The sequence below is a fragment of the Paracoccus panacisoli genome (assembly GCF_042435015.1).
Classification (GTDB): Bacteria; Pseudomonadota; Alphaproteobacteria; order Rhodobacterales; family Rhodobacteraceae; genus Paracoccus; species Paracoccus panacisoli.
In genome coordinates, this window is sequence record NZ_JBHMQU010000047.1 from 34,387 (window position 1) to 56,128 (window position 21,742).

Below are 21,742 nucleotides of genomic sequence, written 5' to 3' on the forward strand. Positions count from 1 at the left end.
ATCTGCGCCTCGGGCTGGGGCGGCAGGGCGACCTCGGGTCCGTCCGCCGGGGCAGCCGCGGGGGCTGACGGCGGCGCCGTCGCCTCAGCGGGCACGCCGCTGGCCGGAGTCGCCGGTGCGGCCGCCCCGGGCAGGGCGGCATCCACCGGCACAGCGGCCAGCCGGCGGGCCGCACCCGCGGCCTCGCGCACCCACGGCGCCGTTCCGCGCGGGCGGTCCGACAGCGCCAGCACCAGCGGCGAGATCGCGGGCGGCGGCAGCGAGACGCCGCCGCGCAGGTCCCAGGTCGGGACCAGCGGCACCGGATGCCCGGCGATCCGCGCCCGGTACATCGGCAGCGATTCCGCAACCCGCATCACATAGGTCCGCGTCTCGTCGAAGGGGATCATCTCGACCCAGTCGACCGGGTCGGCCCCGGCCCGCCCCGCGATCCGCAGGTCGCCGAAATCCCTGAGCCAGCGGGCCGAGCGCCCCGGCCCGGCGTTATAGCCCGCCGCGACCAGCGCGATGGACGGCCCGAAGCGGTCGCGCAGCCCGTGCAGATAGGCCGCCCCCAGCCGGGCGTTGTATTCGGCGTCCTGAGTCATGCGGGGCTGGTCGAACGGCTCGCCGATCACGCGGGCCATCTGGCGGCCGGTGTCGGGCATGACCTGCATCAGCCCCAGCGCCCCGGCGGGCGAGCGGACCGTGTGGTTGAACTCGGACTCGCGCCGCGCGATCGACAGCACCAGCTCGGGCGGCAGGCCCAGATCGGCCCCCTCGAGCCCGGTCAGGGGATAGTAGATCGCGGGCCAGACCTCGCCCTTGCCCGCCGCCGCCTTGCCCAGCCGCAGCGCGTCCCACGGCCGGTGCAGTTCGAGCATCAGCCGCGCCATGCGGGCGATGTCCTCGGCCGGAGCCGTCTCGGCGAGGTGCAGCAGGAACCGCTGCGCCTGCGCCGGGTCGCCCGCCGCGATCAGCCAGAGCGCGGCCTGGAACACCCGCGCCTCGCCCACGCTGGCGCCGCGCCAGTCGGGCAGGCTGTCGATCGCCGGCCCCGGCAGCGCCAGATCGGGGCGCATCGGGGCGCCGATCTTCTCGGCGGCGAGCTGGCCGTACCAGGCTGTCTGGTGGCGCGCGGCCTCGGCGTATTCGGTCCGGGCGGTAACGGCGTCGCCGAGCGCCTCGGCGGCGCGGCCGCGCCAATAGTGGGTGCGCGAGAGGGTGATCGGGCCGCTGTCGATGTCGGGCAGCAGCGCGAACAGCGCCTTGGCGCGGTCCGCCGCCCCGGCCCGCAAGGCCGCATAGCCCGCGATCCAGTCGAGCTCATAGGCATCGACGCCCGCGGGCAGGAAATGGTTCGCGGCCAGCCGCTCGGCCAGCGCCCAGTCCCCGGCCCTGAGCGCCGCGCGGGCGTAATCCTTGCGCCGCGCGGCCCAGCCTGCGGGATCGCGCAGCGCCTCGGCCGAGGTCGAGCGCTCGAGCATCAGCGTCCGCGCCAGATCGCCCTGCTTCGCGGCCACCCGCCAGCGGAACCGGTCGAGCGCCAACCCGGCGTCGTCGCGCTGCGCCTGCGGCAGGGCGAGGATCAGCGCATCGACGCCGGTCCGGCGCGCCTGCACGGCGATCCGGGCGCGGGCGAGGTCGGCCTCGGGCCCCGCGGGCACCAGCGGCAGCAGCCGCTCGGCCGCCTGCCACTCGCCTGCGTCGAGCAGCATCCTCAGCCGCGCCGGGTGATGGGGCGCCAGCGCCGGGCCGTAGGCGGCGATCAGCGCCGCCTCGCCCGCCGCGTCGAGCGCGGTGATCCCGGTCCAGAGCTGTTCCAGCGCCGCCGGGCGGTCGGCCGCGGGCTGGGCCGCGATCCACGCCTGCGCGCCGGGCAGCGACTGCGGCAGGCGGTCGCCGAACCAGGCCAGCACCTCGGCCGCCGGCAGGTCGGGGCGCAGCACCGCCTCGCCCCGGCGCCAGAACAGCTCCATCCCCGGCCAGTCGGGGTTGCGGCGGGCGAAGTCGCGGTATTCCGGCCAGCTGCCCTGCCCCGCCCGCAGCCGCTGCCACAGCACCAGATCGACGGCCAGCGGCCCCGAGCGCGCCGCCGCCGCATCCGCCGCCGCCCAGTCGCGCGCCCCCGCCGCCGCCAGCGCGCGGGCGATCAGCGTCGCATCCTCGCCCCGCGCCGGGTTCAGCGTCAGGGCGAGGCCGAGGGGCAGCACCGCCATCAGCGCGGCGAGGGAAAGGCGGGCATGGGTCATTGGGGCAATCTGGGGGCTCGACCGGCGCGGGGCAATTCACATCGGCGGCAGGCCGCCGCTCGTCCGGGTTGGCATCGCCCCGCGCCGGTCGTATAGCCGGCCAAACCGCCCCCGCAGATGGACCCGCGCGTCATGTTCAAAAGCTCGATGCCCGCCCTCGTCACCCCCCTTCGCGCGGATGGCGAAATCGACTGGCCGGCGCTCGAGCGGCTGGTCGAATGGCAGATCGAGGAGGGGAGCAGCGCGCTCGTCCCCGTCGGCACCACCGGCGAAAGCCCGACGCTCAGCCATGCCGAGCACGAGGCGGTGGTCGAGGCCGTGGTGCGGCTCGCCGCCGGCCGGGTGCCGGTGATCGCGGGCGCGGGGTCGAACAACACCCGCGAGGCGATCGGGCTCGCGCAGCACGCCTGCCGGGTCGGGGCCGACGGGCTCTTGGTCGTGACGCCCTATTACAACAAGCCCACGCAAGAGGGGATGATCGCGCACTTCACCGCCGTCCACGACGCGACCGACAAGCCGATCATCATCTACAACATCCCCGGCCGCTCGGTCGTGGACATGACGCCCGAGACGATGGGCGAGCTGGCGAAGCTGCCCCGCATCGTCGGCGTCAAGGACGCGACCGGCAAGCTCGAGCGGGTGTGCTGCCAGCGGATCACCTGCGGTCCCGACTTCCTGCAGATCTCGGGCGAGGACGCGACCGCCCACGGCTTCAACGCCCAGGGCGGGGTCGGCTGCATCTCGGTCACGGCGAACGTGGCCCCGGGGCTCTGCGCGCAGATGCAGGCCGCCTGCGCGGCGGGCGACTATGCCGAGGCGCTGCGGCTGCAGGACCGGCTGATGCCGCTGCACATCGCCATCTTCATCGAGCCGGGGCTGGTCGGGGCGAAATACGCGCTCTCCCGCCTCGGCCGCTGCACCGACGCGGTGCGGCTGCCGCTGGTGCCGCTGACCGCCCCCACCCGGGCGCGGATCGACGCGGCGATGGCCCACGCCGGGCTGCTCTGAACGACGGGCCGCGCCGCTGAGAGCGCCTGAGGCTGTCAGCCGCGTGCGGCGGCGAGTGCCTCGGGCAGCGCGGCGGCAAAGGCGTCGAGTTCGGCCTCGGGTCCGCAGCTGACGCGGATGCAGCGGTTCTGCGGCGCCACCCACGGCATCCGCACGAACACCCCGCGCGCGCCCAAGGCCTCGAGCACCCGGCGCGCCAGCGCCCCGTCGCCGCCGCAGTCGAGGCTGACGAAGTTGGTGGCCGAGGGCAGCGGGGTCAGCCCGTTCGCGCGCGCTATCGCGGCGATCCGGTCGCGGGCAGCGGCGACCTGGCCCACCACCTGCGCCAGATGCGCCCCGTCGGACAGCGCCGCCAGCGCCCCGGCCTGCGCGATCTGGTTCACGCCGAAATGGTTGCGCACCCGGTCGAAGGCCCGCACCATCTCGGGCGCGCCCACCGCCCAGCCGATCCGCGCCCCGGCCATCCCGTAGGCCTTGGAGAAGGTCCGCATCCGCAGCACCCGCGGGTCCGCGGGGTCGATCCGCGGCAGGGCGGGGGCGAACTCGGCATAGGCCTCGTCGAGGATCAGCAGGATGTCGTCGGGCAGGGCTGCGACGGCGGCCTCGATCACCTCGGGCGCGTGCCAGCCGCCCATCGGGTTGTCGGGATTGCAGAGATAGACCATCCGCGCCCCCGTCTCGGCCGCCCGCGCCACCAGCGCCGCCGGGTCCTGCCGGTCGCCGGCATAGGGCACGCGGTCCAGCGTTCCGCCGAAGCCGGTGACGTGGAAGTCGAAGGTCGGATAGCCGCCGGCCGAGGTCACCACACGGTCGCCCTCGGCCACCATCAGCCGCACGGCGAGGCCGAGCAGCGCGTCGATCCCCTCGCCCACCACGACGTTCTCGGGGCCGACCCCGCAGTGGGCAGCGAGCGCGGCCTTGAGGTCGTGGTTGGTGGGGTCGCCGTATTTCCAGACCTCGGCGGCCGCGTCCCGCATCGCCGCGACCGCGCGGGGCGAGGGGCCGAAGCCGTTCTCGTTGGCGCCCAGCCGCGCGGCGAAGGGCGCGCCGCGCTGGCGTTCGAGCGTCTCGGGGCCGACGAAGGGGACCGAGTCGGGCAGGCCGGCGGGCAGCGGGGCGAGATGCGGGGCGGGGCGGGCAGAGGGGCGGTGTTCCATGCCCGCAGATGAGCCAGAACCCTGCGCGGCCGCAAGAATTTTTGCCGTTGCGCGGGCCGTGCGCCCGGGCTGGCAACGCTTCGTCAAGGATTTGCTGCGAACGTTGCGGGAACGGACCAGAAGGGACTCGCCATGATCCTTGACCGCTTCCCCGCCTGCCGCCTGTCGCCGCTGGACCAGCTGCGCGCCGTGGCGAACCTGATGCTGGTGCTGGGCGACTGCATCGCCGAAGAGCAGGTGCTGCGCCGCAACGGCGTCCGCATCACCCCGCAGCTCAGCCTCAGCGTGCTGGCCGAGCTCGAGGTGGTGGCCGGCATGCTGGACCGCGACCTCGCGCGCGAGCTGCTGGCCGTGCGCGACCGGTTTGCTGACACGGCCACGACGACCGGCCCCCGGCGGGCGCCGAACCCCGCCGTGGGCAGAGCCTCGCCCTGGCTCGCGCCATCGCCGGGCAACTGGTCGAGGCGCTCTCGGTCAGCGTGATGACGCGGCAGCCAGAGCGGTTGGAGAAGGCCCGGCGGATCGTGGCGGCGCTGCGGGGTGGGTGACGGGGAACGTGGGCTGACGGGAGGTGGACGGGTTCCTGTACCCTGCTGGTGATGATCTGGGGGAGAGAGTTGGGACGGGCGGACGGGTGCGGCTTGGGCGGGCGGTGCCGTGGTGACGCCCTTATGAGGCGCGGGTTACCGCCTGTCCGAAGGGGGAGCGGGTCATGCCGCTCGTCCCTGTCTCGGGTGGCGGTCTCTCGATCCGCGCCAGCCTGCCCGCCTGGTCGTTTGGTGCCTCGTTCCTCAGCTCACTTCTTCAGCCGTCACAGCGACCGTGCATGGACCGCTCAGCGTCTCGCCAGTCGTCAGTGGTTCGGGATGAGGCAGCTTGAGCGGCATCCGCGCCAACCCGGCCCGCTTTGACGCTTTGCCGCATTTGCCCTCGCCCGGATTTTGCCCGGTGCTACGCCGCTCGTCCCTGTCACCGGGTGGAGGTCTCACTCGATCCGCGCCAGCCTGCCCGCCTGGTCGTTTGGTGCCTCGGCCCCCAGCTCACCTCTTTAGCCGTCACAGCGACCGTGCGTGGATCGCGCCGCGTCTCGCCGTTCGTCAGGGTTCGGCTTGAGGCGTAGCAACACCCGCGCCAACCCGGCCCGCTAGACGCTTTGCTGCCTCGGCCCTCGGCGTCCTCGGCCTTGTCGCCCGCGGCGGCCACCGGGTCGGCGACGGTCGTGGTGGTGGTGGCTGGGGCAGGCGCCGGGGCGGTGTTCTGCCTCGCCCGGATTTTGCCCGGTGCACCGCCGGTTGTTAACGCTTCGGGGTCGAGGCGCAGCTCGATCAGCGGCAGCATGCGTGAGCGCGGCAGCACCAGATGGCCCCGGTCTCCAGTGCCGCCTGAGCGACCACGCGAGTCCCGCTCTGCATCTTGCCGGTCGTCAGCAACCCATTAGACCAAGCCTCAGCGCCCCCCCCCCCAGCCAACCCTCCCGCTACCCTTTCGCCGCCTCGGCCGCCGCGCGGGTTTCGCTCAGCGTCGCGCCGGTGGTCAGGGCCTCGGGGTCGAGGCGCAGCTCGATCAGCGCCAGCTTGCCGCTGTCACGTGCCCGGGTGAAGGCGGCGGCGAACTCGGCGCCCTCGGTCACCAGCTCGCCGTGGCCGCCGTAGGCGCGCACCAGCGCCGGGAAGTCGGGGTTGAAGAGGTCGGTGCCCGACACCCGGCCGGGATAGTGCTTCTCCTGGTGCATGCGGATCGTGCCGTAGCGGCCGTTGTTGGCGACGATCACGATCACCGCGGCGCCCTCCTGCGCGGCGGTGCTGAGCTCGTTGACGGTCATCTGCAGGCAGCCGTCGCCGGCCATGCACACGACGGTGCGGCCGGGGTGGGCGATCTTCGCCGCGATGGCGGCCGGCAGGCCGTAGCCCATCGACCCCGAGGTCGGCGCGATCTGCGTCCGCGCCCGCTTGAAGCGGAAGTAGCGGTGCAGGAAGGCGGCATAGTTGCCGGCGCCGTTGGTGACGATGGCGTCCTCGGGCAGGTTGGCCGAGAGCCAGCAGACCACCTCCTCCATCCGCACCGCGCCGGGGGTGGGCTTGGGCGTCTGCCACGTCTCGTAATGGGCGCGCAGGCGGGCGGTCCAGTCGTCCCAGCGGCGCGGCGCGGGCGTCTCGGCCAGCGCCGCGAGTGCCGCCTTGGGGCAGGCGGCGATGCCAGGATCGGCGCGCCACAGGTGCCCGATCTCGTCGGGGTCGGGATAGACGTGGATGATCCGGCGCCCCTGCTCGCGCGGGTTCATCAGCTCATAGCCGGCGGTCAGCGAATCGCCCAGCCGGGCGCCGAGCGACAGGATGCAGTCGGCCTCGCGCAGCGCCTCGCCCAGCCGCAGGTTCATCCCCACGCCCAGGTCGCCCGCGTAGTTAGGATGCCGGTTGTCCATGTAGTCCTGCCGGCGGAAGGGTACCGCGACCGGCAGCCCCCACCCCTCGGCCAGCCGGGTCAGCGCGTCGGCGTCGTCCTGCGACCAGAGCGAGCCGCCCGGCACGACCAGCGGCCGCTCGGCGGCGGCGAGCGCGTCGCGGATCGCCGCGACCTGCGCCTCGGAGACGCCCGGCACCGGGCGGGGGGCAGGCGCGAGGTCGGGGACGTCGGCCTTGGCCGACAGCATGTCCTCGGGCAGCGCCAGCACCACCGGGCCGGGCCGGCCGGCGCGGGCGAGGTCGAAGGCACGCGCGACGTATTCGGGGATCCGCTCGGTCTGGTCGATCTCGGCCACCCACTTGGCCAGCCCGCCGAACATCTGGCGGTAGTCGACCTCCTGGAACGCCTCGCGGTCGCGGTCGGACCGGGCGATCTGGCCGACAAACAGGATCATCGGCGTCGAATCCTGCTTGGCGACGTGGATGCCGGCGCTGGCGTTGGTGGCGCCGGGGCCGCGGGTGACGAAGCAGACGCCGGGCCGGCCGGTGGTCTTGGCCCAGGCCTCGGCCATCATCGCGGCCCCACCCTCCTGCCGGCAGACGGTGTTGGGGATGCCCACGTCGTAGAGCCCGTCGAGCGCCGCGAGGAAGCTTTCGCCGGGGACCGAGAACACCCGCTCGACCCCGTGCAGCGCCAGTGCATCCGCCAGAATCCGTCCGCCATGCCGCATCGTCTCACTCCCCCTTGCCCTGATTGCCGGGGCAGACTGCGGCAACGGCCGGGGGGCTTCAACCCGTCAGCGACGGGCGCGGCGCCCCTCGTGCCGGGCATCCTGGCGGGTCTGGTGGCGCATCTGGGCCACGCGGACGTCGCGCACCGTCTCGACCAGGATCGCGGTGATGAGGCCGAAGTTCAGCAGCCCGCTCGCCGCCGTCAGCCCGCCCATGATCCGCCATTCCTGCGGCAGCAGCAGGTCGCCATAGCCGAGGGTGGTGAAGCTGACGAGCGAGAAATAGACCGCGTGCTCGAGGTCGGGAAAGGCGCCGAGCCGCCAATAGGCCATCGCCCAGATCCAGACGCCGAGCGTCAGGTCCACCAGCGCCCAGACGCTGACCATCATGATGACCGCGACCAGCTTGGCCCAGACGCGCCCGCCCAGCACCCAGGGGCGGGCGGCCTGCAGCATCACCTCGATCACGTAGAGCGAGGCGCCGCTGCTGGCGAGCGTCAGCAGCATCAGCAGGGTTCCGACGGTGATCTGGACCAGCATGTGGCACCGCGTTGGCGGGGGGACACCCGTCCCTTAGCCCGCCGCCCGCCGGCGCGAAAGCCGCCGGCTTTACTTGCGCCGCCGCGGACCCTATCTCGACCCGATCATGGCGCAGGCAAAATCCGATCCAAACTACAAGGTGATCGCCGAGAACCGGCGGGCGCGTTTCGATTACTTCATCGAAAGCGACCTCGAGGTCGGGATCATCCTCACCGGGTCCGAGGTCAAGGCGCTGCGCACCGGCCAGTCCAACATCGCCGAATCCTACGCCAGCGTTGAGAACGGCGAGCTGTGGCTGATCAACGGCTACATCTCGTCCTACAAGCAGGCCGGCGTCTTCGGGCACGAGGAACGGCGCCACCGCAAGCTGCTGGTCAGCCGCAAGGAACTCGCGCGGCTGTGGCAGGCGATCGGGCGCGAGGGCATGACGCTCATTCCGCTGGTGATGTATTTCAACCACCGCGGCATCGTGAAGCTGAAGATCGGCATCGCCAAGGGCAAGAAGAACCACGACAAGCGCGCGACCGAGGCCAAGCGCGACTGGGGCCGCGAAAAGCAGCGCCTGCTCAAGCAGGGCTGAGGTGCCGCGCCCACGGGTTCGGCCGGGATCGCCCGTCCCGCGCGCGGGGCAGCGATTGCAGGCCCTGCGGGGGTCCGGTAAAGCCGTCAGGACCGCATCCGTTTGGGGGGAAGGCCATGCGCGACGATCCGAAGACACTGGTGTCCACCGAGTGGCTGGCCGCGCATCTGAACGATCCCGACCTGCGCATCCTCGACGCCAGCCTGCACATGGCGGCCACCGGGCGCGATGCACGCGCCGAATACGAGGCCGCGCATATCCCCGGCGCCCGGTTCTTCGACATCGACGCGATCTCGGACAGCCGCAGCGAGCTGCCGCACATGGCGCCGCCGCCCGAGCTTTTCGTCAGCCGCCTGCGGGCGATGGGGATCGGCGACGGGCATCAGGTCGTGGTCTACGACAACGCCGACATCCACTCGGCGGCGCGGGTCTGGTGGCTCTTCCGGCTGATGGGCAAGACCGACGTGGCGGTGCTGGACGGCGGGTTCGCCAAGTGGCAGGCCGAGGGGCGCGAGGTCGAGGACATGGCCCCGATCACCCGCGACCGGCACATGACGGTGCAGCGGCAGGCGGGCCTCGTGCGCGACGTGACCCAGGTGGCGGCGGCCTCGAAGCTCGGCGATCACCAGATCATCGACGCCCGCAGCCCCTCGCGCTTCCGCGGCGACGAGCCTGAGCCGCGGCCCGGGCTGCGCGCTGGCCACATCCCCGGCGCCCGCAACGTCCCCTTCGCCACCCTCTACAACCCCGACGGCACGATGAAAGAGCCGGACGCGCTGCGCGCCGCCTTCGAGGCCGCGGGCGTGGACCTCGACCGACCCGCCATCACCACCTGCGGCTCGGGGATCACCGCGGCCACGCTCGCCCTCGCGCTCGAGCGGATCGGCAAGCGGGACTGGTCGCTCTACGACGGCAGCTGGACCGAATGGGGCAGCTACCCCGACCTCAAGATCGCAACCGGAGACGCCTGATGTTCGGCCAGCTCAAAGCCCAAGCCCCCGACAAGATCCTTGCCCTGATGGGCGAATTCCGTGCCGACACCCGGCAGGGCAAGATCGACCTCGGGGTCGGGGTGTACAAGGACCCGACCGGGCTGACCCCGGTGATGCGTGCCGTCAAGGCCGCCGAGCAGCGCATCTGGGAGGCCGAGACGACCAAAAGCTACACCGCGCTCGCCGGTGAGCCCGCCTATCTCGCGGCGATGAGCCGGATGGTGCTGGCCGACACGCTGGACGAAGGGCGCACCGCGGCGCTGTCCACCGTGGGCGGGACCGGCGCGATCCGGCAGGCGCTCGAGCTGGCGCGGATCGGCAACCCCGATCTGACCGTCCACGTCTCGAACCCGACCTGGCCGAACCACGTCTCGATCCTGCAGTTCATGGGCCTGCCCCATGTCGAATACCGCTATTTCGACGACGCCACCCGCGGGGTGGATTTCGAGGGGATGAAGGCCGACCTCGCCCGGGCAAAGAAGGGCGACCTCGTGCTGCTGCACGGCTGCTGCCACAACCCGACCGGCGCCAACCTGACGCTGGACCAGTGGCGCGAGGTGTCCGCGATCCTCGACAAGACCGGCGCCGTGCCGTTCGTGGACCTCGCCTATCAGGGCTTCGGCGACGGTCTGGACGAGGATGCGGCCGGCACCCGGCTCATCGTCGGCGCGGCGCCCGAGGCACTGGTGGCGGCGTCCTGCTCGAAGAACTTCGGCATCTACCGTGAGCGGACCGGCGTGCTGCTGGCCAAGGTCGAGACGCCCGCCGCGCGCGATCTGGCGCAGGGGACGATGGCCTACCTCAACCGGCAGACCTACTCCTTCCCGCCCGACCACGGGGCGCGGATCGTGCAGACGATTCTCGACGATGCGGAACTCTCGGCCGACTGGAAGGCCGAGCTGGAGGAGGTGCGGCTGGGGATGCTGGCCCTGCGCGAACAGCTTGCGGGTGAGCTGCGCAGCCTGACCGGCACCGACCGCTTCGACTTCATCGCGGCGCACCGCGGGATGTTCTCGCGGCTGGGGGCGAGCCCTGAGCAGGTGAAGAAGATCAAGGACGACAACGCGATCTACATGGTCGGCGATTCGCGGCTGAACATCGCTGGGCTGAACCGGGACTCGGTGCCGATCCTCGCCCGCGCCATCGTCGAGGCGGGGGTCTGATCCCCCGCTGACCGCCGACAGGGACGCCGACAGGGCAGCAAAAAGGGCCGGGGGAAACCCCGGCCCGAAGTCGTTCTGGCGGTTGTCGGGCGCCGCCGTCTGCGGCGCTGCGACCGTGCGTGCGGGGCCTCAGAGGCCGCGGGCGACGTGCTCGATGTCGGCGCGCGACAGGCCGATGTCGGTCAGCTCGCGGTCGGTCAGGCGGTTCAGCTGGCTGCGGGTCTCGCGGACTTCGGCCCAGTGGGCGAAGGCGGCGCCAAGACGCGACAGCAGGCCGGGACGCGACGCGGCGGGAAGGCGGAGGGTTTCGACTGCGGACATGATATCACCTTTGTTCTTGCGGCCCTGTCCGGCGGGGACAGGAGGGGGGTCAATTCGATGCCCAATTACATAGTCGATTGCCGGTTTTTCAGCCACGGACGGAACCGAATTGCCGCCATGCTTGCGGCGCAGACGTCAGGCCGGCCATCACCTGACGTCATGGCTGACGTTTCCGTGGGACGGCTAATATTCCGGTGGATAAGACTGTTTCGGTCGAAGTTCCGTGCGTTCTTCCCGGACGTTCGCGCAGATTCCTTCACCGAGACGCGTCAAGCCGCAAGATCGTGAAAATTGCCTCAATCCTGTGACAGTCCGCCCCGCAGGCAGCCTGCCACCCGAATCACCAGTCGCCCAGCGCCGCCTGCCACAGCGCCAGCGCCGCGACCGCGGCCGTGTCGGCGCGCAGGATTCGCGGCCCGAGGCTGACCCGCGTCACCCCCTCGAGCGCCCCGAGACGGGCGCGCTCGGCGGCGCTCCACCCGCCTTCGGGGCCGATGAGGATCGCCCACGGCCCGCGCGGCAGCGCCGCCAGCGTCGCGGCCGGTCCCGCCAGCGCCTCGTCCGCCCAGAGGATGCGCCGGCCCTTGTCCCAGCGGTCGAGCAGCCCCGACAGCGGCGCGAGCGCCGCCACCTCGGGGACGAAAGTCCCGCCGCATTGCTCGGCCGCCTCGACCGCGTGGGCCTGCAGCCGGTCGCGGGCGATGCGTTCGGCGTTGGTGTGGTCGGTCTGGACCGGCAGGATGCGCGCAGCCCCCAGTTCGGTCGCCTTTTCGACGATGAAGTCGGTGCGCGCCTTCTTGATCGGCGCGAACATCAGCCAGACGTCGGGCGGGTCGCGCTGCGGCGCGGCCTGCGCGACCAGCGCCAGCGAGCCGCCGCGCTTGCCCACCGCCTCGATCTCGGCCGTCCAGGCGCCGTCGCGGCCGTTGAAGACCTCGATCCGCGCGCCGGGCCCCAGCCGCATCACCGCGGCGAGGTAATGCGCCTGCGCCGGCCCCAGCGGCACGGGTTGTCCGGGGGCGAGCGGGTGCTCTATGTAAAGCCTGACCTGTCCCATATCGGCGCGACCCTATGCAGTCCCGGCCCCTAGCGCCATCGGTTTCCGACGCCCCCCGGGGCAACTGGGTGGACCGGCTGGCCCCGCCCGCGTGGCGCCCGCTTCTGCGGCTGAGCCGGGCCGACCGGCCGATCGGGACGTGGCTTCTGCTGTTGCCGTGCTACTGGGGGACCGGGCTTGCGATGCTGGTGGACCGGCCGCGCTGGGTGGACCTGTGGGTGGTGGTGGTCTGCACGCTGGGCGCCGCGCTGATGCGCGGGGCGGGCTGCACCTGGAACGACCTCACCGACCGCGAGTTCGACGCGATGGTCGCGCGCACCCGCTCGCGCCCGCTGCCCTCGGGGCAGGTCACGGTGCGGGGGGCGTGGATCTGGATGGCCGCGCAGGCCGGGCTGGCGGCGGTGCTGCTGTTCACGCTGAACGGCACCGCCATCGCGCTGGGGATCGCGTCGCTCGCGCTGGTCGCGGTCTATCCCTTCGCCAAGCGCTTCACCTGGTGGCCGCAGGTGTTCCTGGGCCTCGCCTTCAACTGGGGGGTGCTGGTGGCCTTTGCCGCGCATGGCGGCACGCTGCACCCGGCGGCGATGCTCGCCTATGCGGCGGGGATTTCGTGGACGCTGTTCTACGACACGATCTACGCCCATCAGGACACCGAGGATGACGCCCTGATCGGGGTCAAGTCCACCGCCCGGCTCTTAGGCGCCGACACGCCGCGCTGGCTGCTCGGGTTTGCCGCCGGCGCGGTGCTGCTGCTGGCGATGGCGGTCGCGGCGACGCGGCCCGGCACCGGGGCGGCGCTGGTGGCGATGCTCGGGGTGGCGGGCTTTGCCGCGCATCTGTGGTGGCAGCTGCGCAGCCTCGACACCGCGAGCCCCGACGTCTGCCTGCGGCTCTTCCGCAGCAACCGCGACGCGGGGCTGATCGTTGCGCTGTTTCTCGCCGTTGCCGCGCTGGTGTGATTGGACCCTCGGCGCGGGGTGACTACATCTCCGCCAGCCGTTGCCATCCGAGAGCCCTCCGCATGACCCCGCCCCGCGACCCCAACAGCCCCCGCCCCCGCCGCCTGCGCGCCGGTCTCAGCGCGCTGGCGCTGCTGGCCGCCGGCGGGGCCGGGGCGTGGGTCGCGGCCGACTGGGGCATCGGGCAACTGGAACAGCGGACCGAGGCCGCCGTGGCCGGGGCACTGGCCGAGGGCGGGTTCGGCTGGGCGCGGGCCTCGGCCGACGGGCTCATGCTGCGGCTGACGGGCGAGGCGCCCGACGAGCTGACCCATTTCCGGGCCCTGAACGCGGCCGCGGCGGTGGTCGGGCCCGACCGCATCGCCGATGCCATCGTGGTCCCGCCCCCGCCCGAGGCCGTGCCACCGTCCTTCCGGCTCGAGATCCTGCGCAATGACGAGGGCAGCTCTGTCATCGGCCTCGCCCCCGTGACGCTCGACCGGGCGGCGCTCGTGGCCCGGCTGGCGCGGATGGGGGGCACGGCCGCTGCCGGTCGCCCCACCGACCTGATCGAGACCGCCGACTACCCCGCCCCCGCCGCGTGGGATGCGGCCGTGGCCGTCGCCCTGCGCGCCGCCGAGCTGGCGCCGCGCGCCCGCATCTCGGCCGCGCCGGGGCGGGTCGAGGTCACCGCGCTGGCCGATGGCGCCGCCGACAAGGCGCGGCTCGAGCAGGCGCTGCGCGACATCACCCCGCCCGGGATCACGCTCGCCGCCACCGTCTCGGCCCCGCGTCCGGTCATCTCGCCCTTCGCCCTGCGCCTCACCCGCGCGCCCGGCCAGCCGGCCCGGATCGAGACCTGCGCCGCCGACAGCGCCGCCGCGCGCGAGCGCATCCTCGCCGCCGCCGCAGCCGCCGGTGCCCCGGTCGGGGACGAGGTTTGCCCGGTCGGGCTCGGTGCGCCCACCCCGCAATGGGGCGATGCCGCGGTCGCGGCGATCACCGCGCTCGCCGCCCTCCCCGCGGGCAGCGTGGCGATCACCGACACCACCGTGACGCTCGACGCGCCGGCCGAGGTGCCGCCCCCGGCCTTCGACGCCGCCGCCGCGACCCTGACCCGGGCGCTGCCGCGGGTCTTCACCCTCACCGCCACGCAGGCGCCGCCCGACACCCCCGCCCCTGCCGGGCCGGTCAGCTTCGTGGCGAGCGCGGTGGGCGACGGCATCCGCCTGCGCGGCGCGGTCAGCGACGAGCGGATGCGCGCCGCGGTCGAGAGCTTTGCCCGCGCCCGCTTCGGCACCGTGGACAGCGTGCTGAGCGTCGATCCGGCCGCGCCCTCGGGCTGGACGCCGCGGGTGCTCGCCACGCTCGAGGCGATGGCCGGGCTGCGCCGCGGCTCGGCCACGGTGACGCCCGAGGGGCTGCGCATCGCCGGGGCCTCGGGCGACAAGGCGGTGGGCGCGGCGCTGGCCGCGCAGCTCGGGCGCAGGCTCGGTGCGGGCGTGCCTTACGAGCTGGCGCTGACCTATGACCCGCGGCTCGACCCGGCGCTCGACCTGCCCACGGGCGAGACCTGCGTGGCGCGGCTGAACGACGTGATGGCGCAGTCCGAGATCGGGTTCGAGACCGCCCGCGCCGCCATCGCCGGCGACCCGGGCCCGACGCTCGCGAAGCTGGCCGAGGTGATGGGCGACTGCGGCGACTTCCGGATCGAGCTGGGGGCGCACACCGACTCGCAGGGCTCGGACGCCTTCAACATGGAGCTGTCGCAGGACCGGGCCGACACCGTCCGCACGGCGATGGCGGGGGCGGGGATCGACACGGCGCTGCTGGCGGCGCGCGGCTATGGCGAGACCCGCCCGGTCGCCGACAACGCCACCGACGCCGGGCGCGAGGCCAACCGCCGGATCGAGTTCCGGCTGCTCTCCCCCTTCCCCGTCGCCGGCGAGGCCGCCGCCGCGGAGGTGACGCGGGGGGTGACAGAGGCGCAGCCGCCTGAGGTGGCGGGTGGTGATGGGGAAGGGGCTGTCAGCGCGGCTTCGGGGGTGAGTGGCGCGCCTGCGGCGGGCGAGACGTCTGCGCCGGCGGGGGCGGTTGCCTCATCCGAGACGCAGGGGGTGGGGGCGGGAGACGCTGCTGCAGCACCTGCCGCCAATGGGATTGAGACGGGAGCAGCCGTGGGCAGCGCCGACCCGGCGTCGGATGCGGCCAGTCTGGGCTCCACCGCAACGGACGGGGCCGGGACCGGCGGACCCAATGCAGCGCCCGCCGACGCCGGCACGACCGATGCCGCGCAGCCGGATGGCGACGATAGCGCGGCGACCGTGGGTCAGGGGACTGAACCGAACGCGGCACCACCCGTCGCCAACGAGAGCGCTTCAGGAACAGACACCGCGGGCACCGACGCCATCGAGCCGGAGGGGAGAGACGCCTCGGAGACAGGTGCTTCGGAGACAGCCGCTCCGGGCACGGGCGAGCCCGGCCCTGACGCCAGCGCCACGCGCTCAACGGACGTCGACTCAGCCGACTCGGAGGCGAAAGCCTCAACGACCACCGCGGCAGGGACCGACGCGATTGCCTCCGACGCTGCACCCACAGCCCCCGATGCCACCGCCGTCGTCACCACCGACGCCGCACCCGCAGCCCCCGGATCGGCCCAGCCCGGCCAAGCGCGAGACGCAGCCCCCGCACTCCCGCTGACCGGCCGCTTGACCGGGCCGCCTCCGGCGCTCAGCGGCGGCGACCTGACGCTGCCGCCGCTGCCGGCGCTGACCTCGGATGCCGAGACGGCCGACGAGCTGCTCGCCGAAGAGGGGATCGCGCTGCGGCCCGACCGCATCACCGTGCAGGGATCGCGGATCTCCACGCCCGTGCCGCCACCGCTGCCGCAGGGCGCCCCGACCGCCCCGCCGCCCCCCGACGGTAGCGCCCGGCCGACGCCTCGACCGGAGCGTTGAGCGGCGCCTGCCGCCGGAACGGCGCTGCGCCGTCGGTGAAGCTGACCAGCGCATGGCCTCTCGCCTGATGCCGCCGGGCAGATTATCCTGCGCGGCATGACCCACGACACGCTCATCCTCGTGGCGGCCGGCGCCCTGTTCGTGGCCTTCCTGCTCGGCGGCCTCGCCGGCTGGCTGGTGCTGCGCGCCGCGGCCCCCGCGCCCGTGGCCGCCGGGCCGACCCCCAGCGACACCGCCGAGGCCGCGCAGGCCCGCGCGCACGCCGCGGCGCTCGAGGCCGAGTTGCACGAGGCCCGGATCGAGATCGAGGAGCTGCGCGACTACATCGAGCGCCGCCGCGCCCGCGAGGGTTAGGCGCGCTGCACGACCAGCGTAGTCCAGTCGCCCAGATCGTCGCGCGCCGAGAGCGGCATCCCGGCCTCGGCATAGGCGGCGGCGACCTCGTCGGCCTGGGTGGTCAGGATGCCCGACAGGATCGCACGCCCGCCCGGCGCCAGCTGGCGCGCCATGTCGGGGGCGAGGTCGATCAGCGGCTGCTTGAGGATGTTGGCGAACACCAGGTCATAGGGTCCCGCGTCGTGCAGCAGCGGGTGGCCGAACCCCTCGGCCATCACGCACTCGACCCGCCCGGCCAGGCCGTTGGCGAGGACGTTCGCCTCGGCCGTCTCGACCGCCACCGGGTCGATGTCGGAGGCGAGCACCACGCCCGGCAGCACCCGCGCCGCCGCCATTGCCAGCACCGCGGTGCCGCAGCCGATGTCGGCCACCCGTCCCGGCGCCTCGCCCGCCGTGAGCAGCCGGTCGAAGGCCAGCAGGCAGCCGCGGGTGGTGTTGTGGTGGCCGGTGCCGAAGGCCATCGCGGCCTCGATGCACAGCGCCTCGGCGCCCTCGGGCACCTTGTCGGCGTCGTGGCTGCCGTGGACGAAGAAGCGCCCGGCCTCGACCGGGGCGAGTTCGCGGCGGACATGGGCCACCCAGTCGGTCTCGGGGACTTCCGAGACGACGAAGGGCTGCGCGCCCGCGGCGGCCGCCAGCAGCGCCAGCGCGATCTCGTCGGGGGCCTCGGTGAACCAGGCGCCGACTTCCCAGCGGTCGCTGCCGTCCTCGATCTCGAAGACCCCGGTGCCGACGGGCTCGGGGTCGAGGTCCTCGCAGGCCTCGGCCAGCGCCTCGGCGGCGGCGCGGCCCTGGGTCTGGGTCAGCGCGGCCCAGGTCGCGGCGTCGTCGTCGCGCGCGTCGTCGGCGCTGTCCGCGGCCTCGACCATCACGCCGCCCCGCCAGCGCCAGCGACGACCGAGCTTCCGCCCGACGAGGACGGCGACGGCTCGGGGTTGCCGTCGCCCTCACCCGTCACGGCCTCATGCACGGCGGCGGCGCTCGACGCCTGCACACCGGTCCCGCGCAGGCCGCAGTAGCCGTTCGGCACCTTGTGGAGGTACTGCTGGTGATCCTCCTCAGGCGCCCGATAGAACCGGGTGAGCGGGGCGATCTCGGTGGTGATGCCGCCGAACCCCTCGACGGCGAGGCGGTTGTCGTAGTCGGTGCGGCTCGTCTCGGCCGCGATGCGCTGGCTGTCGGTGGTGGTGAAGATCACCGAGCGGTACTGGTCGCCGACGTCGTTGCCCTGGCGGTTGCCCTGGGTGGGGTCGTGGTTTTCCCAGAAGATCTTGAGGATCTGCTCGATGCTGAGCCGGCTCGGGTCATAGACCACGCGCACGACCTCGGCATGGCCGGTGCCGCCGGCGCAGACCTGCTTGTAGGTCGGGTCGGGGGCGGTGCCGCCGGCAAAGCCGACCTCGGTCAGCCAGACGCCGTCCTGCTGCCAGAACAGGCGTTCGACGCCCCAGTAGCAGCCCATGCCGAGCACGATTTCCTCGTACCCCCGCGGCACGGGCGCCCCGAGCGGGCGGCCGAAGATGGCGTGGACGGGCTCGGTCATGGCGAAACTCCTTGGCGTGGGGGCGCGGTGCGAGGGATGTAGGCGCGGCGGGGGTGCAGCGCAACGCCCCGCACCCGCAGGGGGTTGCGCGGCGGGCGCGCTGCGGGCTGACTGGCGCGGGGCGGCGGGTGCCGGACCGGGGCGCTGCCCGGACCCCGGGATATTGGGACAGGACAGAACGACGATGCGGCCGGGACCACGCAATCTCATCACCGATGTCGCCGGGCTGAGGGTCGGCAACGCCGCCGACGCGGCCTTGAAGTCCGGGGTCACGGTTCTGACCGCGGACGCGCCCTTCGCCTGCGGGGTGCACGTCATGGGCGGCGCGCCCGGCACGCGCGAGACCGACCTGCTGGCCCCCGACCGGCTGGTCGAGCAGGTGGATGCGCTGGTGCTGGCGGGCGGGTCGGCCTTCGGGCTCGGGGCCTGCGACGGGGTGATGGCGGGGTTGCGCGCCGCAGGTCGCGGCTTTGCGGTGGGGCCGGTGCGGGTGCCGATCGTGCCGGGGGCGATCCTCTTCGATCTGCTGAACGGCGGTGACAAGGACTGGGACGAGAGCCCCTATCCCGCCCTTGGGCGGCAGGCATACGAGGCCGCGGGGCCGGCGTTCGCGCTCGGCTCGCACGGGGCGGGGACCGGGGCGCTCACGGCGCAGTGGAAGGGCGGGCTCGGCTCGGCCTCGGCGGTGCTCTCGGACGGGACGACGGTGGGGGCGCTGGTGGCGGTCAATGCGCTTGGGTCGGTGACGGCGCCCTCGGGGCAGTTCTGGGCGGCACCCCATGAGATGGGGGCCGAGTTCGGCGGCCTCGGCCTCGGCGGGCCGTTCGCGCCCGAGGATGAGCCGGGGCCCGAGAAGCGGCTCGGCGAGGCGACGACCATCGCCATCGTCGCCACCGATGCGGCGCTGACCAAGCCGGGGCTGACCCGGATGGCGGTGGCGGCGCATGACGGGCTCGCCCGCGCGATCCTGCCATCGCACACGCCCTATGACGGCGACCTGGTGTTCGCCGTCTCGACCGGGGCGCGCCCGGCGCCCGATCCGTTCCGGCTGGGCCATGCCGCGGCCGCCGTGCTCGCCCGGGCCGTGGCGCGGGCCGTCCATGCGGCGACCCCGGCGCCGGGTGACCTGCAGCCCTGCCGGTCGGCGCGCCGGCCATGAAGAAGGGGCGAGGCCGTGCGGCCCCGCCCCCGATGTCGCGGCTGGCGGTGAGGGATTCCGCCGGGCCGCGACCCTTACTCGTCAACAGAAGTCATTGTTACCGATAGACGTAGACGATGCGCCGGTCGGCCGGGTTCACGAGCACCGGCTGGCCGTTCACGATGACGTACTTGAAATCCTTCTGGTCGGGGATCTCGTACAGCGTCACGCTGTCCGGGATGCCGGCGCCGACGACCACTTCGCCGTCCAGCACGACCGCGTCATGCGGGTTGGCGTCGATGTAGGTGCGCACCTCGGGGGCAGGCGTCAGGCTGGCTGCCGCGCCGGCCGAGCCGCCGATGGCCGCGCCAACAAGCGCGCCGACCGGGCCGCCGACAACCGCGCCGACCGCAGCACCGGTGGTGCCGCCTACGGCGGTGTCCATGGCCTGCTTCTGCTCATCGACCTTGGGCGCCTCGATCACGGTCACGCCCACCGCCTGGCGGTTCGGGTAGAGCGCCTCGACCTTGTCGCCGACCTTGGTGGTCAGGTAGTCGCCGTAGGCCCAGCCCTTCTGGTCCTTGTAGGTGACCTCACACCAGTTGGCGCTCTCGATGCAGCCGGCGACCGAAACTTCGTCGCCGTTGGCGATGACGGTCACGACCGACGCGGTCGATTGCGGGGCCGACCGCAGGTTCAGGTCGGTGGCCGCGGTGGCCATGGTTTCGGCCGAGGCGGCGCCGGCAAAGGCGAGCGCGGCGACGGTGGTCGTGGCAAGCAGCTTCTTCATGTCGGTCAGTCCTCTGGTTTTTGGTCGGGCCCGGTTCGGGTCCGTCGCGGCATGAACGGCGGGACCGCCCCGCGTGTTTCAACACGGCGGATCACAACTAGTTTTGTCAGGCGAGCCCACGCGCCGCGCCGCCGCCGCTTTGACAAGCGCCGGGTGGCGTGGTGAGCATTGGCCGAAACCGGCGCCCGCAGCCCGTGCGACGCCGCAGCCCCCCGCCGCCGACAAGGAGCCCCGCCATGACCGCCCGCCCCACCGACCTCAAGATGCTGCTGCGCGACCCGTCGCTGATGGAAACCCGCGCCTTCGTGGCCGGGGAATGGGTCGATGCGGACGACGGCAAGACCTTCCCCGTGCGCAACCCCGCCCGCGGCGACGTCATCGCCGAGGTGGCCGACCTCTCCCGCGCCGAGGTCAGGCGCGCCATCGAGGCCGCCCACGCCGCGATGAATGGCTGGCAGGCGAAAACCGCCAAGGAGCGCGCGCAGGTCATGCGCAAGTGGTTCGACCTGATGATGGAAAACCAGGAGGATCTGGGCAAGATCCTGACCGCCGAGCAGGGCAAGCCGCTGGCCGAGGCCAAGGGCGAGATCGCCTATGGCGCGTCCTTCATCGAGTGGTTCGGCGAGGAAGCCAAGCGCGTCTATGGCGAGACGATCCCCGGCCACCAGCCCGACAAGCGCCTGACCGTGCTGCGCCAGCCGATCGGCGTGGTCGGCTCGATCACGCCCTGGAACTTCCCCAACGCGATGATCACCCGCAAATGCGGCCCGGCGCTGGCGGTGGGTTGCGGCTTCGTCGCCCGCCCGGCGGCCGAGACGCCGCTCTCGGCGCTCGCGCTTGCCGTGCTGGGTGAGCGGGCGGGGCTGCCCAAGGGCATCCTCTCGGTCGTGACCTCCAGCCGGTCCTCGGACATCGGCAAGGAGTTCTGCGAGAACCCGCTGGTCCGCAAGCTGACCTTCACCGGCTCGACCGAGGTCGGCCGCATCCTGCTGCGGCAGGCCGCCGACCAGGTGCTGAAATGCTCGATGGAGCTGGGCGGCAACGCCCCCTTCATCGTCTTCGACGACGCCGATCTGGATGCCGCGGTCGAGGGCGCGATGGCGTCCAAGTTCCGCAACAACGGCCAGACCTGCGTTTGCGCCAACCGCATCTATGTGCAGGCCGGGGTCTATGACGCCTTCGCCGACAAGCTCGCCGCCGCGGTCGAGAAGCTGCGCGTGGGCGACGGGCTCGAGGAGGGCGTGACGACCGGCCCGCTGATCAACGAGGGCGCGATCGAGAAGGTCGAGGAGCATATCGCCGACGTGCTCGACCACGGCGGCGCGGTGGTGACCGGCGGCAAGCGCAAGGACGGGCTGTTCTTCGAGCCGACGGTGATGACCGGCGTGCGCGACGACGCCAAGGTGGCGACCGAAGAGACCTTCGGCCCCCTCGCCCCGCTCTTCCGCTTCGAGACCGAAGAGGAGGCGATCGACAAGGCCAACGCCACGATCTTCGGCCTCGCATCCTATTTCTACGCCCGCGACATCGGGCGCATCACCCGGGTGCAGGAGGGGCTGGACTACGGCATCGTCGGCGTGAACACCGGCATCATCTCGACCGAGGTCGCGCCGTTCGGCGGGGTCAAGCAGTCGGGGCTGGGCCGCGAGGGCTCGCGGCACGGGATCGACGATTATCTCGAGCTGAAATACGTCTGCCTGTCGGTGTGAGGGAGGCTCGGCGCGAGGGTGATTTTACCTGGAGGCTTCGGCGCCCCCGGTATCCTCGCGCCGGCCAAGAGCCTTGGCCGCGGCAGTTG

General features: G+C 73.0%; 19 protein-coding genes. 10 read left to right on the forward strand and 9 right to left on the reverse strand.

Going from position 1 to position 21,742, the window contains the following annotated elements:
- On the reverse strand, nucleotides 1–2,231 hold a 2,231-nt coding region (locus ACFHYO_RS10690), incomplete at its 3' end, for a lytic transglycosylase domain-containing protein (protein ID WP_394320343.1).
- Between the two features lie 132 nt (nucleotides 2,232–2,363).
- Here ACFHYO_RS10690 and dapA point away from each other — a divergent pair.
- Nucleotides 2,364–3,239 (forward strand): 4-hydroxy-tetrahydrodipicolinate synthase, encoded by an 876-nt coding sequence (dapA, locus tag ACFHYO_RS10695; RefSeq protein ID WP_394320345.1) that lies wholly within the window; start codon nucleotides 2,364–2,366, stop codon nucleotides 3,237–3,239.
- 35 nt (nucleotides 3,240–3,274) lie between these two features.
- On the opposite strand, the gene ACFHYO_RS10700 is transcribed toward dapA, so the two are convergent.
- Entirely contained in the window at nucleotides 3,275–4,396 is a 1,122-nt protein-coding gene (locus tag ACFHYO_RS10700) for a pyridoxal phosphate-dependent aminotransferase (RefSeq protein WP_394320347.1), read from the reverse strand.
- 132 nt (nucleotides 4,397–4,528) lie between these two features.
- Between ACFHYO_RS10700 and ACFHYO_RS10705 the strand changes: the two genes are divergently transcribed.
- A complete protein-coding gene (locus ACFHYO_RS10705) occupies nucleotides 4,529–4,879 on the forward strand; it encodes a hypothetical protein (protein ID WP_394320349.1) in 351 nt (116 codons plus the stop codon).
- A gap of 994 nt (nucleotides 4,880–5,873) precedes the next feature.
- Here the strand turns inward: ACFHYO_RS10705 and ACFHYO_RS10710 are convergent.
- The gene (locus tag ACFHYO_RS10710; protein WP_394320351.1) at nucleotides 5,874–7,529 is read right to left on the reverse strand and encodes a thiamine pyrophosphate-binding protein; all 1,656 of its coding nucleotides are present in this window, start codon (nucleotides 7,527–7,529) and stop codon (nucleotides 5,874–5,876) included.
- Nucleotides 7,530–7,595: 66 nt separating this feature from the next.
- Entirely contained in the window at nucleotides 7,596–8,069 is a 474-nt protein-coding gene (locus ACFHYO_RS10715) for a potassium channel family protein (protein WP_052171907.1), read from the reverse strand.
- Nucleotides 8,070–8,175: 106 nt separating this feature from the next.
- On the opposite strand from ACFHYO_RS10715, the gene smpB reads away from it, so the two are divergent.
- The 3 genes from smpB (at nucleotide 8,176) to ACFHYO_RS10730 (ending at nucleotide 10,804) form a co-directional block, all read left to right on the forward strand.
- Nucleotides 8,176–8,649 carry an SsrA-binding protein SmpB gene (gene smpB / locus ACFHYO_RS10720; RefSeq protein WP_036703458.1) on the forward strand — a complete coding sequence of 158 codons (474 nt, stop codon included), beginning with the start codon at nucleotides 8,176–8,178 and terminating at the stop codon, nucleotides 8,647–8,649.
- A gap of 116 nt (nucleotides 8,650–8,765) precedes the next feature.
- Entirely contained in the window at nucleotides 8,766–9,620 is an 855-nt protein-coding gene (sseA, locus tag ACFHYO_RS10725; RefSeq protein WP_036736096.1) for a 3-mercaptopyruvate sulfurtransferase, read from the forward strand.
- Entirely contained in the window at nucleotides 9,620–10,804 is a 1,185-nt protein-coding gene (locus tag ACFHYO_RS10730; RefSeq protein WP_394320353.1) for an amino acid aminotransferase, read from the forward strand. The genes sseA and ACFHYO_RS10730 overlap by 1 nt, the downstream gene beginning before the upstream one ends.
- Nucleotides 10,805–10,933: 129 nt before the next feature.
- Here the strand turns inward: ACFHYO_RS10730 and ACFHYO_RS10735 are convergent, their stop codons facing one another.
- Together ACFHYO_RS10735 and ACFHYO_RS10740 are read right to left on the reverse strand one after the other, a co-directional pair.
- Nucleotides 10,934–11,125 (reverse strand): DUF1127 domain-containing protein, encoded by a 192-nt coding sequence (locus ACFHYO_RS10735; RefSeq protein ID WP_036703447.1) that lies wholly within the window; start codon nucleotides 11,123–11,125, stop codon nucleotides 10,934–10,936.
- A gap of 340 nt (nucleotides 11,126–11,465) precedes the next feature.
- On the reverse strand, nucleotides 11,466–12,182 hold the full coding sequence (locus tag ACFHYO_RS10740) for a 16S rRNA (uracil(1498)-N(3))-methyltransferase (RefSeq protein WP_394320355.1): 717 nt from the start codon (nucleotides 12,180–12,182) through the stop codon (nucleotides 11,466–11,468).
- A 14-nt stretch (nucleotides 12,183–12,196) separates the two neighbouring features.
- On the opposite strand from ACFHYO_RS10740, the gene ubiA reads away from it, so the two are divergent.
- From ubiA to ACFHYO_RS10755, 3 genes are all read left to right on the forward strand, one after another.
- A complete protein-coding gene (ubiA, locus tag ACFHYO_RS10745; protein ID WP_394320357.1) occupies nucleotides 12,197–13,141 on the forward strand; it encodes a 4-hydroxybenzoate octaprenyltransferase in 945 nt (314 codons plus the stop codon).
- Between the two features lie 62 nt (nucleotides 13,142–13,203).
- Nucleotides 13,204–16,077 carry an OmpA family protein gene (locus tag ACFHYO_RS10750; protein ID WP_394320359.1) on the forward strand — a complete coding sequence of 958 codons (2,874 nt, stop codon included), beginning with the start codon at nucleotides 13,204–13,206 and terminating at the stop codon, nucleotides 16,075–16,077.
- Between the two features lie 96 nt (nucleotides 16,078–16,173).
- Nucleotides 16,174–16,431 (forward strand): hypothetical protein, encoded by a 258-nt coding sequence (locus tag ACFHYO_RS10755; RefSeq protein WP_394320360.1) that lies wholly within the window; start codon nucleotides 16,174–16,176, stop codon nucleotides 16,429–16,431.
- Here ACFHYO_RS10755 and ACFHYO_RS10760 read toward each other — a convergent pair.
- The gene (locus ACFHYO_RS10760) at nucleotides 16,428–17,342 is read right to left on the reverse strand and encodes a 50S ribosomal protein L11 methyltransferase (RefSeq protein WP_394320362.1); all 915 of its coding nucleotides are present in this window, start codon (nucleotides 17,340–17,342) and stop codon (nucleotides 16,428–16,430) included. The two genes, ACFHYO_RS10755 and ACFHYO_RS10760, sit on opposite strands and share 4 nt — an antisense overlap.
- Nucleotides 17,342–18,016 carry a peptide-methionine (S)-S-oxide reductase MsrA gene (gene msrA, locus ACFHYO_RS10765; RefSeq protein ID WP_081962809.1) on the reverse strand — a complete coding sequence of 225 codons (675 nt, stop codon included), beginning with the start codon at nucleotides 18,014–18,016 and terminating at the stop codon, nucleotides 17,342–17,344. The genes ACFHYO_RS10760 and msrA overlap by 1 nt, the downstream gene beginning before the upstream one ends.
- 184 nt (nucleotides 18,017–18,200) lie before the next feature.
- Between msrA and ACFHYO_RS10770 the strand changes: the two genes are divergently transcribed.
- The gene (locus ACFHYO_RS10770; protein WP_394320364.1) at nucleotides 18,201–19,175 is read left to right on the forward strand and encodes a P1 family peptidase; all 975 of its coding nucleotides are present in this window, start codon (nucleotides 18,201–18,203) and stop codon (nucleotides 19,173–19,175) included.
- A 97-nt stretch (nucleotides 19,176–19,272) separates the two neighbouring features.
- On the opposite strand, the gene ACFHYO_RS10775 is transcribed toward ACFHYO_RS10770, so the two are convergent.
- Nucleotides 19,273–19,944, reverse strand: coding sequence for a DUF1236 domain-containing protein (locus ACFHYO_RS10775; protein WP_036705561.1), 672 nt, complete (start codon nucleotides 19,942–19,944; stop codon nucleotides 19,273–19,275).
- Nucleotides 19,945–20,180: 236 nt separating this feature from the next.
- On the opposite strand from ACFHYO_RS10775, the gene ACFHYO_RS10780 reads away from it, so the two are divergent.
- A complete protein-coding gene (locus tag ACFHYO_RS10780) occupies nucleotides 20,181–21,653 on the forward strand; it encodes an NAD-dependent succinate-semialdehyde dehydrogenase (RefSeq protein WP_394320366.1) in 1,473 nt (490 codons plus the stop codon).
- The last annotated feature ends 89 nt before the right edge of the window (nucleotides 21,654–21,742 follow it).